Here is a 12,807-nt window from a genome sequence, read left to right as displayed (position 1 = left end):
CACGTTTTGTTTTGTGGTTAATGGTGATTAAGCGAAAAGACCTTCGATAGAGAGATATCTTTCTCCAGTATCATAAGCGAAAGTTAGAACTTTTGCACCTGCAGGAATCTCAGCAATTTTTTTGGCGACTGCAGCAAGAGATGCGCCGGAAGATACTCCTACAAAAATCCCTTCTTCTTTAGCAGAGCGAATAGCATATTCAAATGCTTCTTCTTTACTAATTTGAATTACTCCATCGAGTAATTTAGTATCTAAATTCTTAGGAATAAATCCTGCACCAATTCCTTGGATCGGATGTGGACCGGGTTTTGGAGGCTCGTTGTTTAAAGTAGCGGTAATCACAGGAGAAGCCGCAGGCTCTACTGCAAATACTTTTAGATTAGGAAATTTTTCTTTTAATACTCGAGCTACACCGGTAATATGTCCACCAGTTCCAACTCCAGTGATTAAATAATCCAATCCATCGGAAAAGTCAGCTAGAATTTCTTTAGCAGTGGTATTGATGTGAACTTGAATGTTTGCATCGTTTTCAAATTGCTGTGGCATCCATGCATTCTTTCTAGCGGCTACTAACTCTTTTGCTTTCTCGATTGCACCTGGCATTCCTTTTTCTCTCGGGGTTAATTCAAAAGTAGCCCCGTAAGCAGACATGAGTCTTCTTCTTTCAATACTCATAGACTCCGGCATTACTAAGATGAGCGGATAACCTTTAACAGCCGCAACCATAGCAAGACCAACGCCTGTATTGCCAGAAGTAGGCTCAATGATCACACTGTCCTTTGTTAAAATCCCTTTTTTCTCTGCATCTTCAATCATGGAAAGCGCAATTCTATCTTTGATGCTTCCACCTGGATTTGCTTTTTCTAATTTTACCCAAACATTTGCTTTGTTCCCGTAAAGTTTGTTAATTTTTACATGGGGGGTATTTCCAATCGTTTGTAATATGCTATCTGCTTTCATGAATTCCTCGTCAATATGGTAATATTTTTGTTACAGCTTTTCCAGAAATTAGATTTGCGTCAAACAAAAAATCCAATAAATTAAACTATTTGTATGCTTTATTAGATTTCTAGCGTTTGTCGGGGTAGGTTAACTCGCCGCCTTGGGGGTTTCCGTTCAGAAATTCGGCTGCAACGGCTGTTCCATCTGGTAAGGTAAGAGTTCCCTTTCCATTGTAAGTTCCATTTTTGAACTGTCCTACGTATTTTTCTCCGGTGTAGCTATCAAATGTGCCCTGCCCGTGGAATAAACCTTCTTTAAAGTCACCGACGTAAACAGTTCCATTTGGAAAAGTCAAAGTGCCTTTCCCGTCAAACTTATTGTCTTTGAAGTCGCCGACGTATTTTTTCCCATTTTTGAATGTAAGAATTCCGTGTCCGCTGTAATTACCACTGGCAAATTTCCCAATATATTTGGAGCCGCTTTTGAAGTAAAGATTTCCATCGCCGTCAAATTTTCCTTCTTTGAATTTGCCTTCGTATCTCTCGCCTGACTTAAAGGCTAATACACCTTCGCCGTGAAATTTTCCCTGCTTGAATTCTCCGTCGTATTTGTCGCCATTGGCAAAACTAAGAGCGCCATCTCCTTCAAAAAGTCCATTGGCAAAATTGCCCACGTATTTTTCGCCGTCGGCTAAAATGAGTGTGCCTTCACCGTCAAAATTTCCATTTTTAAAGTTTCCGTTGTATTTTTCGCCATCGGTAGATGTAAAAGTTCCTCTACCATTAAAATCTCCATCTTTAAATTGACCGATGTATTTGCCATCTTCTGGATCGATGAAAGTTCCCGCTCCGTTGTTGCAATCTCCCGTGACACAACCCTTGCGTTTGTCTGTGCCTGCGCAAGAGATGAAAATTAATAAAAGCAAAGTATAAATTAAAGTATGTAACATGTTCTAACCCTAGTGATTATGCATCATGGTATTTAATTTCTTATTTAACAAGAATAAAATTATGGCACTAGTAAAAGATGTGTAAACAAAGATGAGAAAAAAGTCAGAAAGATTGGTAAATTGGCTCATTTTTCCTGAGAAGAAACCTGCCACATAATGAGAAATGGCGTTCGATAAAAACCAAGTCCCCATCAAAAGTCCACCAAATCGTGCGGGGGAAAGCTTTGAGACCATAGAAAGTCCTACGGGAGAAATGCAAAGCTCACCCATCGTATGAAATAAAATCGCAAGATTTAACCAAAGCATTGAAGTCTTCACAACAGATCCGGGCTCAATTCCCTGCGAGCCAAAAACTAAAAATAAAAATCCAATTCCGAGTAAAACAAAGGCAAAAGAAAACTTCAAAGGAGTATTCGGCTCTCGCTTTTTATCAGCAAGGTCAGTCCAGAGTCTAGCGAAGAGTGGCGCAAGAACTAAAATCAGAAACGCATTTACAGATTGAAAGAGAGAGGCAGGAATTTCTGTTCCAAAGAGGTTTCTGTCCATATACCGGTCGGCAAAAAGGTTCATAGAAGAACCCGCCTGCTCGAAGGCAAACCAAAAGAACATGGTAAATATAGACATTATCAAGATCACAAGGATTCTTTGTTTTTCAATTGGCGTGAGTAATTCCGAGTTTGCGCTTTCTTTGGACTGAGAGCTAGATTTTTCGTTGGCGGCTAATGTGGGTAAACCGAGTTTAAATACGATTAGCCCCGCAAGCATTCCCACTCCTGCCAATCCAAATCCATAATGCCAGCCGTGGACTTCTCCCAGGTAGCCACAAAGAAGAGGTCCAAACATTCCACCTAGATTTATGCCCATATAGAATATGGTAAATCCTGAATCTTTTAATTCAGGCTTATCCGCGTAGAGGGTGCCGAGGTAAGTAGAAATATTTGGTTTAAAAAATCCATTTCCGAGGATAAGAAGAAGTAACCCCAAATAAAAGAACTCAATCGAACTAATGGCAAGAGAAATATGCCCGCACATCATAAGAGTCCCACCAAGAAAAATTGCATTCTTAAAACCAATGAACCTATCAGCAATATAGCCACCTAGGATTGGAGTGAGGTAGACTAATCCAGTGTAGGCGCCATAGACACTTCCAGCAAATTCGTCACTGTAATTAAAATACTTTACGAGGTATAATATTAAAATGGCTCGCATTCCATAATAACTAAACCGCTCCCACATTTCGGTAAAGAATAGAATGTAGATTCCAGTCGGGTGAGTCTTAGTCATTTCATCGCCTTAGCGCGAGAAGTCCATTTGATATCAGAAATGCCTTCTTCCAAATTGGCAAACCTTGCGGCAACAAAAAGAAAATCTGACAAGCGGTTAACATAGATTAAGCTCATATCAAAAATCTCAAGCCCCTTCTCTTTGGCTTTAATCATTTCTCTTTCTAACTCACGACAAATCGTTCGCGCCACATGTAAGAAAGAAGCAGTCTTGGCACCGCCGGGAAGAATAAAACTTTTCATCTCTGGAAGTTTTGCTGTCCAGTCATCGATTGCTTTTTCTAAATGTGTTATATCTGTCTCGAAAATAATAGAGGCAGCCGCATCATTTAATCTAAACCCCGCAAGCTCAGAGCCTAACTCAAAAAGTAAATTCTGAGTAATAAAAAGCGGATCTTTAATAGCCGAGTCCTCTTTCAAAAAGGAAACCGCAATTCCAATCTGGGAATTTAACTCGTCACAAATTCCATAGAGACTAACCAAATCATCCGACTTAGAAACACGCTTCCCTGAGGCTAAGGACGTTTTGCCCTTATCCCCTGTCTTAGTATATATCTTCATAGAAACAACATTCTAAAGAAAAAGAGAATGGTCATTCCTTTTTTGGGGTTTAGGAATTTACCACCGATGAACAGATAAAAGAACGATAAGAAATAATATGGATTCCACCATCCCATATGTCAAACATTCTGCCATTGTCACCATTAAAAAGTATCCGCTAAATTAACCCCACCCCATGGAATTCATAAAAAGGAATTGGAAGCCAAAGCGTGAGAATTTATTCAACACTTATCACAATGCCAAAAGCTACATGTCTCCCGTTCAAGAACTGTGTCTGATTTCAAGGGACTTATCAGCTCCATCAAAATCACCAAAAAGTGAAAGAAGAAAGACGAATCCAATGAGTTGGTAATCTTAAAAATTCTCTTTCTTGACTAGACAGCTTTTCTATAAATTCTGGAAGTGTGAACATAATACCTGAATTACTTATGCCTGCGGGCAATCTTGAAAAATTGGAGCTTGCTTATCTCTATGGTGCGGATGCAACTTATTGCGGCGTTCCCCGTTATTCGCTACGGGCGCGTGAAAATGAATTTACTCTTGAGCATCTAAAGACTGCTATCGACTACGCTCACTCCCGCGATAAGAAAATCTATTTTACTATCAATGCATTTCCTCGTAATTCTAAACTGGGAAGTTATCCGAAATACCTAAAAGAAATGGCGGGCTTAAAGCCGGATGGATTTATCATGGCAGACCCAGGTTTAATTTATCTCACAAGAGAAATTGCTCCCGAAATTGATATTCATATTTCTGTTCAGGCTAATACTATGAATTATGCGGCTGTAAAATTTTGGAAGTCAATTGGGGCAACACGCGTTATCCTCTCAAGAGAAGTAAGCATTCAAGAGATCAAAGAAATCAGGGATCAAGTTCCCGATATGGAGCTAGAAGTATTTGTTCATGGGGCTGTTTGCATTGCTCATAGTGGTAGATGTCTTATGAGTAATTATTTTACACATCGAGATGCAAACCAAGGTGCCTGTAATAATGCCTGTCGCGATCAATATAAAATCTTTGTCACCAATCCAAGACAAAATGATGAGCCGATGGAAATTATTGAATCAGAAGAAGAAGGAACCTTTCTTATGAATTCAAAAGATATGCGAGCCATTCAATACTTAAGAGAAATTAGAGACGCCGGAGTCGATTCCATTAAAGTAGAAGGCAGAACTAAAAACGAATACTATGTAGCGTTAGTCGCTAGAAGCTATCGAAAAGCCTTAGACGATTTACAAGCAGGCAGAGAGTTTAATCCCGATTTGCTTGTCGAGCTAGACAAAGTTGCATCGCGTAGATATTTTTCCGGATTTCTCACCCGCGGAATGGAAGATCAGGTTCCCGAAGACGAAAAAGAATTTCAAAACTATGACGTCGGACATTCCTATTTACAATCCCAAATGTTTGCGGGTAATGTCAAATCAGTCAGTGATACTCTTTCCACCTTTGAAATTAAAAACAAAATCCAAGTAGGCGATTCAGTCGAAGTATTTCAGCCTGGCGAATTTGCCTCACAAAGTTTTGTTGTCGAGGAATTGTATTTTAGAGGAAATCGTAAAGACGTTCTAAGTGGGGGAATGGGAGATGTGCAAATCAAAATTCCTTTTCCCGTTCAAAATCATTCTATACTCAGTGTTCTCAGACAACCCGAAAGGATCAAAGCAAAATGAAAAAATTAATTTTTATCTTTATTTCGTATAATATAGCTGTTCTTTTTTTTCTGGCAGTTTTAAATTACACTCCTCTTGCAAATCATTTCTCTCTTCCCTATTATGGGATAATCGGAACTAGCCGCTGGATTGGTATGTTATTTGGAATCTTCTTTCTAAATTCCATATTTGCTCTCGGGCTAATCCTTGTTCTCCAGAAAATGGTCACTCGTGAATCCTTCCACGAAAACATAATCCGTAATTACCTCTTACTCAGTCTTGTTTTAATGCTATGGGCAACCTTTCGGTTAAGCCACACTGTCTGCATCGAAGGTGAATGCAAAACCGGCGTTGGTAAACTCGCCTACAAAACAGGCGAAATCTACGAGGGCGATTTGGTAGACTACCAGGCAAATGGCGTTGGAAAGATTTACTATTTAAACGGTGATATTTATTCAGGTGATATGATTTCCGGCAAACCCCACGGCAAAGGCATATTAACCCTTAACAACACAAAGGAAAAAGGCACTATTGAATCCATCTGGTATGAAGGCAAACTAAACGGCGAGGCTAAGAAGACTTTACTCCCTGATAATAAGGTGGAGTATTTAATTTATCGCGCGGGCAAGATTAGTGAGAAGTAGGGAACGGTTTCAAACCGTTCCCTACGGGGGCATTGTTGTTCACCAAATAATCTTCTTTACAAACAATCCCTTATCCATTTTTTAAACTTATGCAGACAATTTTAAAAACAGAAGTAACCGAGTCCGATTTAATAGAATCTACAAAGGGACTGGGTAAGGTTTACATCGAAACCTACGGATGCCAGATGAACGAGTATGATTCTGGAATCGTAAAAAGCCTAATGAATAAAGCGGAATATTTAAGCACTGAAGATGTCGAATCCTCTGATATTATTTTTTTAAATACCTGTGCTGTCCGCGAAAACGCTCATGCAAAAATTTATAGTCGCCTGCAAAATCTTGGTTATTTAAAGAAGAGAAATCCTAAACTTGTAATTGGTGTCCTTGGTTGTATGGCACAAAATCTAGGTGATGATTTATTTCATCAGGAATTGCCGCTTGATTTGGTGGTTGGTCCCGATAATTACCGTGATCTTCCTAGTTTAATTCAAAAAATTCGTAGCGGCGAACAGCGAGTAAACCTAACACGACTTTCTAAAATTGAAACCTACGATGAAATCGAACCACAGGTAATTAACGGCATACAAGCATTTGTCACGATTATGCGTGGCTGCAATAATTTCTGCACTTTTTGTGTCGTTCCTTATACAAGAGGGCGCGAGAGAAGTCGAGATGTGCAATCAATCGTTGACGAAGTTAAGAAGTTAGTTGATAAAGGAATCAAGCAAGTCACCCTACTCGGTCAAAATGTAAATTCTTATCGCCAGGAAGAAAAGGACTTTGCTTATTTGATTGAGGCAATATTAGAAGAGACTACGATTGAGAGAGTCAGGTTTACCTCTCCACATCCAAAAGATTTTCCTATGCATCTATTAAAACTCATGGCAAGCGAAAAGCGTTTTTCGTCTAATATCCATTTGCCGTTGCAAGCAGGAAATACTCGTGTCCTCGAAGCAATGAAGAGAACTTATACAAAAGAAGAATTCTTAGATGTAGTAGATGAGATTCGCTCTGTTGTTCCGGATTGCGGAATTACAACCGATATTATTGTAGGATTTCCAACCGAAACAAAAGAAGAATTCTTAGATACTCTCGATGTAGTCAAGCGGGTTCAATTTGATATGGCGTTTATGTTTAAGTATTCAGAAAGAGAAGGAACTGTTGCAAAGCGGCTTTTGAAAGACGATGTTTCCGAAGAAGAAAAGTCAGCACGGCTTACTGAGCTAGTTGAACTGCAAACTGGAATTTCAGATTACCAAAACAAACTTCGAATCGGTAAGACTTTTGAAGTCTTAGTAGAAGACAGGTCGCGTAAATCAGCCAAAGAACTTTCTGGAAGAACTGACAGCGGTAGAATGGTAGTATTCTCTACCCCTGAAAATAAAACGATAGAAGAAATGATCGGTCAAACTGTGCAAGTAAAAATTGAATCTGCAACAAGTGCCACTTTAAAAGGAAAGATGATATGAACGAAGTATTAATTACGCAAGCACTCGGAACAATAGAAATTACCGACGGTGGAAAAAAAGTTCCTGCTAAAAAAGGAACCAAGATTTCTCTCGAAGCAAAAATCAAAACAGGCTCGAATGCAAAATTGGAAATTGAAGTAAATGGTGTCACCTACATGATTCCGAATGACCAAACTGTCATCGTAAAAGACATTATAAAGTCTGCCGGTGGAGACTCCGATCCCACTCATGCGGCAGGCGTCAGAGGGTAATACAATTTACAGAATCGGACTCGATGCAAGACCTCTTTCAACCCGTGTATCGGGTGTTGGTCGGCTTATTGCAGAAACAATTCGACATTTTCCAGAAAAGGAAAAATACCAATTCGTTTTATTTAGTCACCTCCCCATTCATGAATCTCATAAAACTATATTAGAACTTCCTAATGTAGAATTTCATCAGGGCAAAGGTTTCCTTTCTAAAAAAGGGGCTACTTATTTTAATATCAGTTTGCCCTTATCTTTAAATCAATTTCATCTGGATTTATTCTGGGGCTCACAACAAGTAATCCCTCCCCTATTTTTTTCAAAACTTCCGATTGTATTGACTTATTGTGATTTGGTTTTATATAAATATCCTGAGACAATGAGGCTATTAGCCGCTATCCAACAAAGACTTGTGCAGGGTTATTCTGTTCGTAAATCTGATTTTATCCTTTCCATCTCCGAGCAAACAAGAGTTGATTTAGTAAAACATTTTAATTATCCTGAAAATAAAACAGGTGTTGCCTATCCCGGTGTGGATGTAAAAGAAGCAATCAATTCCAGTCTAAAAACTCCATCCGATAGGATTCAAAAACTAAAAAAGCCGTATCTGCTTTCTGTATCCACGATTGAACCTAGAAAGAATTATCCATTCTTACTAGAAGCATTCAAAGAATATCGTAAGCTAACTACAAATAACCGCCTAACCTGGGTAATTGCAGGGAAAGTTGGTTGGGAAAAGGAAAGCTTTCTTTTGGAACTAGAAAAAGAAATGGATGAGCATAATGATATTATCCTCTTAGACAATGTAGATGACATCGATCTTCACAATCTCTACAAAGGCTGTGAAATCTTTTTGTTTGCCTCTGTCTATGAAGGATTTGGAATTCCACTTTTAGAAGCACTCGCTCATAAACGCAAATGCATTGTATCGGATATTCCTACGTTTAGAGAAATCGGAAAGGATAAAATTTCCTACTTGAAAACAGAAAACCCAAAACTCTGGGCAGAAGAAATCAATAAATTAGAAAAATCAAATTTAATTCCTAAGATTGATTTGGATTATTTTAGCTGGGAAAATTCCGCCCGTAACACAAAAAATGTATTTGATTCTCTACTCCAAAAGATTTAAATTATTAACTCACCTTACGCAAAGGAATAAACCTATGAAATATTTTATGAATTTAAGAATATTAGATAAATCTAATGAATCTATAGCCCGCCTTATGTTGCGACCCTTAGGGAGCAACATTGAGTTTGGCGAACCCACCATTATGTTGCGCCCACTCGGAAGCAACATTGAGTTCGGGTGTAACCCCACCCTTCAGCGCTGGGCACGCTGGTCACTCACCTTGCGTAAGGTGAGTTAATAATATGAAAGTTGATTCGCAAACCACAGAAAAGCTTTGGGGAATAGTTTCTAGACTTCCCTTTGAGTCGAAGTATTTAATTGAACTTAAACGGGATACAAAGATTAACCCATCCTTGTATTTCGGAACAGAAATCCAACATTTCGTATTAGAGCTTGGTTCTGGTTGGGGAGAAGTTGCCATCGAATTAGCCAGAAAAAATCCACACACAGGCTATATTCTCATGGAAAAAAATAGAGACAGACTCCTTGTTACCATTCGAGAAATTGAAAAGTATGGATTAAAAAATATCAGACTCATTTGTTGTAATTTCAATTGGTTTCTAAAAGAATTATTCATTGATTCTAGCTTTCACACGATTGTATTAAACTTTCCCGACCCCTGGCCTAAAAAAAAACATTGGCACAATCGAACTGTAAATCAAGAATTTCTACTCACAGTCCATACTCTTTTGAAATCCAAAGGCAGATTTCTATTTGCTACCGATCATGGCGGCTACGCAAGATTTGCCATTCGAATCTTTAGGCATAACAATTTATTTGTGTCCGTTGGCTCTGAATATGTATTCATACGACAGGCATTTCCAATTTCTAAATTTGAAAAAGAAAAAAGAATGGAAAATAAAACTATCTACTACTTAGAAAAAGAAAAGAATGAAATTTAAAACTTTACTTTTAGGTTTGGGACGAATTGCCTCTACTCTCGAAAATGATAAACTCCGCTATCACCCTTGCACTCACGCAGGAGTTTTGCTTTCCAATTTTGGCAAAAAGAAATTTACTCTCTCTGCAATCTACGATATAGATACGGATGCAGTTGAGGAGTTTTACTCTCAGTGGAAAATAAAACCAGCTACCGTCAAATCTTCATTAGCCGATATCAAGAAAGAATCTTTTGATCTTGCTGTTATTGCTAGCTCTTCTGAGGCTCATTTTGAAAATGCAAAGTTTGCCATTTCTCTTGGCATAAAAAATCTTCTCATCGAAAAGCCTGTTTGTATCAACGAAAAACAGTTGAAGTCGCTTGTCGCTCTACAAAAAAAAAACAACCTTAGAATTTGGGTCAATCATGAAAGACGTTATCATTTTCTCTATAAGCATGTAAAAGAATTAATCCAATCCAAAGAATTTGGCGAGCTTAGAACGATTCGAGCATCTGTGTTGACATCGTTTCGAGATCCTGGAAATGCATTTGCCGGCGGAGGTGGACCGCTTTTACATGATGGAACTCACGCAGTGGATTATATTGATTATCTGCTCGAGGCAAAACCTATTCGTGTTGCTAGTAGACTACTCAAAGCAAACAAAGAGGCAAAGATAGAAGAGCAAGCCATTGCCGTTTTAGAGTATCCCGAAAATGTTTTTGTATTTCTCGAAGCTGGCGGAAAGAGAAATTATTTTCAATTTGAAATCGACATTCAAACAGAAGAAGCTCGTTTTATTCTAAGCAATGATGGCCATAAATTCTTTATCACCAAAAAATCTAAACTTTATAAAGGCTTTCGAAGTTTAGAATCCACTGCCCTACCTACAATACCCAAACAACTAGCAAATCCATGGATTAATATTTACCAAGAAGTCGAAAGCGTTCTTTCTGGGCGCTCGCAAAAAATTCTTGGCTCTCTCGAAGCCAACCAAAGAATTTTCTCCACCATTAAGTCAATCTATCGTGGAAAAATATGATTCTAATTTTGCCTCAGAGGCACAAAGATACAGAGCGCAGTGAAAAAGACTCTCTTAAAATTTCTCTGTGTCTCCGTGCCTCGGTGGCAATTCCTTTACTGTTTTTCTTTTGTAGTTAGATGTAAGAAATTCTTGCTTTTCTTTGAATATGCTAGTGACTGGTAATACTTTTAAAAAATGAATCAATTTATTGACAAATCGCCTAACACTGAAGTATTTTCCTATAGGAATAAGGGGTATTTTGCCCGTTTTTTATTGGTATATAGCTTTGTGTTCAAACGCTCTCTGACTCTCCTTTGGCATTATAAAATTCTAAAGCGTTTCTTATCGGCGGATAAAATCCAAAAGCGAGAAGAAGCGATTTATTCCAAATTGGGACTAGAATGCAAAGAACTTTTCCTAAATCTAGGCGGAGTCTATATTAAGCTTGGTCAATTTCTATCAAATATGGGTCATCTTTTACCCGATTATTTTATCTCCGCGTTTAAAGACTTACAGGATAGAATTCCACCGCATTCTTTTGAAGAAATAAAACTCCGTTTTTATAAAGAAACCAATCAAAACATCGAAGAAGTATTTCCTGAAATTAGCAAAACTCCTCTCGCTGCTGCATCCACCGCACAGGTGTATACAGCAAAACTGGCAGAAGAAAAAGTCGTTGTTAAAATTTTATACCCCGGAATTGAAACGTTAGTCGAAAAAGATTTACGCACAGTTCTATTTGTAATGAAGCGAATTAATCGCTACCTTGTTACTTTTGACTACAAACAAATTCATAACGAAGTCAAAACAATCATCACAAGAGAAATGGATTTATCAGAAGAAGCCAAGTCCATAGAAAAAATGGCGGCCTATTTTGCTTCTGAGCCTGACTATGTATTTCCAACGGTTTACCACGATTATACTACACAGGGAATTCTAGTAACCAAATTCATCGAAGGTGTAAAAATTTCCGAAACTCGCTCTATCCAAGCACGAAACGCAAAAAAATCGCGTCCTCTCGATCTACTTGTGCGTGCTTATATTCTCATGGTATTTCAATACCGATTCTTCCACGCAGACCCTCACTCCGGCAATTTAATATATACCACAGAGGGAAAACTTTGCTTTATAGACTTTGGTGCTGTGAGTGAAGTAAATGAAATCACTGCTGTTTCTTTAAAGAAGATTATTTCTTCTGCCATGAGTAAAGACTACTACGGTGTAGTCGAAGGCATGGAAGAAATGGGCTTCTTTGATAAAAATGTAAATAAAGAAAAGCTCGAACAAATTGTAAAATTCGCTTTGGAAAAATTAGAGCGCTTTGTTACTAACACAGATTTCTTTCGAAATATTTCGATTGAGCAACTCAATCCAGAAGAAGCCTATATTTTCTTAAAAGGAATTAATTCTAGTCTATCTGATATTTTAAAAATCGCCCGTGTTCCTTCCAATTACGTCATGCTAGAAAGAACTCTCGGACTCATCATGGGAAATATCGCAATTCTAGATCCATATAGATCTGTATTTGATTACGCGGAAGATTATTTTCAAACAATTGCTATTGGAGAATCTGGTTTTGTGGATAAAATTCTAAGCGAAGAAGGCAAAGACTTGTTTACCACATCTCTTTTAATTCCAAACGAATTACACAAAGCACTTTTGACACTGAATCGAGGAAGGCTTGTAATTCAAAATAAGGATGTTGAAAGACAGACTGATGTAATGTATGTTTTAGGAAATCAATTTCTTTACGCGTTAGTTGGAATTGCATCTGTTCATTTTGGAAATTATTTTCTTAGTTTTTACAACCTTTATCCTTCCCTCTTTTTTTATTCAATAGCAGGAATTAGTGGGTTATCTTTATTATCCTCTCTGATTCGAAATAGATCTAGTAAAATATAGAAAAAGTAATTCCATTACGAAATTCAAACATGTCTAAATATAAAGAACATAGTAAACTAATAGCCTGCGGCAGCAAGCCCACCGTTTGGTGTAAGACCCCGATCCAGCAAGGGGCAAGCTGGTCACTCATCT

The 12,807-nt window shown here is 38.1% G+C and carries 12 protein-coding genes; 8 read left to right on the top strand and 4 right to left on the bottom strand.

The features are described 5' to 3' along the window. Positions 1–27: 27 nt before the first annotated feature. The 4 genes from cysK to IPH52_07855 all read right to left on the bottom strand — a co-directional run bounded on the left by cysK (position 28) and on the right by IPH52_07855 (position 3,735). Positions 28–960, bottom strand: a complete 933-nt coding sequence (cysK, locus tag IPH52_07870; protein MBK7054954.1) for a cysteine synthase A — start codon at positions 958–960, stop codon at positions 28–30. 109 nt (positions 961–1,069) lie between these two features. Then, positions 1,070–1,891 carry an MORN motif-containing protein gene (locus tag IPH52_07865; protein MBK7054953.1) on the bottom strand — a complete coding sequence of 274 codons (822 nt, stop codon included), beginning with the start codon at positions 1,889–1,891 and terminating at the stop codon, positions 1,070–1,072. A 9-nt stretch (positions 1,892–1,900) separates the two neighbouring features. Next, entirely contained in the window at positions 1,901–3,175 is a 1,275-nt protein-coding gene (locus IPH52_07860) for a peptide MFS transporter (protein MBK7054952.1), read from the bottom strand. Further along, on the bottom strand, positions 3,172–3,735 hold the full coding sequence (locus IPH52_07855) for a cob(I)yrinic acid a,c-diamide adenosyltransferase (protein ID MBK7054951.1): 564 nt from the start codon (positions 3,733–3,735) through the stop codon (positions 3,172–3,174). Before IPH52_07855 ends, IPH52_07860 begins: the two co-directional genes overlap by 4 nt. A 428-nt stretch (positions 3,736–4,163) precedes the next feature. On the opposite strand from IPH52_07855, the gene IPH52_07850 reads away from it, so the two are divergent. The 8 genes from IPH52_07850 to IPH52_07815 all read left to right on the top strand — a co-directional run bounded on the left by IPH52_07850 (position 4,164) and on the right by IPH52_07815 (position 12,675). Further along, the gene (locus IPH52_07850; GenBank protein ID MBK7054950.1) at positions 4,164–5,405 is read left to right on the top strand and encodes a U32 family peptidase C-terminal domain-containing protein; all 1,242 of its coding nucleotides are present in this window, start codon (positions 4,164–4,166) and stop codon (positions 5,403–5,405) included. Next, entirely contained in the window at positions 5,402–6,028 is a 627-nt protein-coding gene (locus IPH52_07845; GenBank protein MBK7054949.1) for a hypothetical protein, read from the top strand. Before IPH52_07850 ends, IPH52_07845 begins: the two co-directional genes overlap by 4 nt. 89 nt (positions 6,029–6,117) lie before the next feature. After that, positions 6,118–7,497: a tRNA (N6-isopentenyl adenosine(37)-C2)-methylthiotransferase MiaB gene (gene miaB, locus IPH52_07840; protein ID MBK7054948.1), complete on the top strand. Its 1,380-nt coding sequence runs from the start codon at positions 6,118–6,120 to the stop codon at positions 7,495–7,497. Further along, on the top strand, positions 7,494–7,748 hold the full coding sequence (locus tag IPH52_07835) for a hypothetical protein (protein MBK7054947.1): 255 nt from the start codon (positions 7,494–7,496) through the stop codon (positions 7,746–7,748). Before miaB ends, IPH52_07835 begins: the two co-directional genes overlap by 4 nt. Further along, positions 7,726–8,871, top strand: a complete 1,146-nt coding sequence (locus IPH52_07830) for a glycosyltransferase family 4 protein (GenBank protein ID MBK7054946.1) — start codon at positions 7,726–7,728, stop codon at positions 8,869–8,871. The genes IPH52_07835 and IPH52_07830 overlap by 23 nt, the downstream gene beginning before the upstream one ends. Before the next feature lie 242 nt (positions 8,872–9,113). Further along, positions 9,114–9,773, top strand: a complete 660-nt coding sequence (locus IPH52_07825) for a methyltransferase (protein MBK7054945.1) — start codon at positions 9,114–9,116, stop codon at positions 9,771–9,773. After that, a complete protein-coding gene (locus IPH52_07820) occupies positions 9,763–10,791 on the top strand; it encodes a Gfo/Idh/MocA family oxidoreductase (GenBank protein ID MBK7054944.1) in 1,029 nt (342 codons plus the stop codon). The genes IPH52_07825 and IPH52_07820 overlap by 11 nt, the downstream gene beginning before the upstream one ends. A 447-nt stretch (positions 10,792–11,238) precedes the next feature. After that, entirely contained in the window at positions 11,239–12,675 is a 1,437-nt protein-coding gene (locus IPH52_07815) for an AarF/ABC1/UbiB kinase family protein (GenBank protein ID MBK7054943.1), read from the top strand. Positions 12,676–12,807: the final 132 nt, after the last annotated feature.

This window comes from Leptospiraceae bacterium (assembly GCA_016708435.1).
Lineage (GTDB): Bacteria > Spirochaetota > Leptospiria > Leptospirales > Leptospiraceae > UBA2033.
Note: the sequence above shows the minus strand (reverse complement) of the source record. Positions and strands in the feature narration are given on the sequence as shown.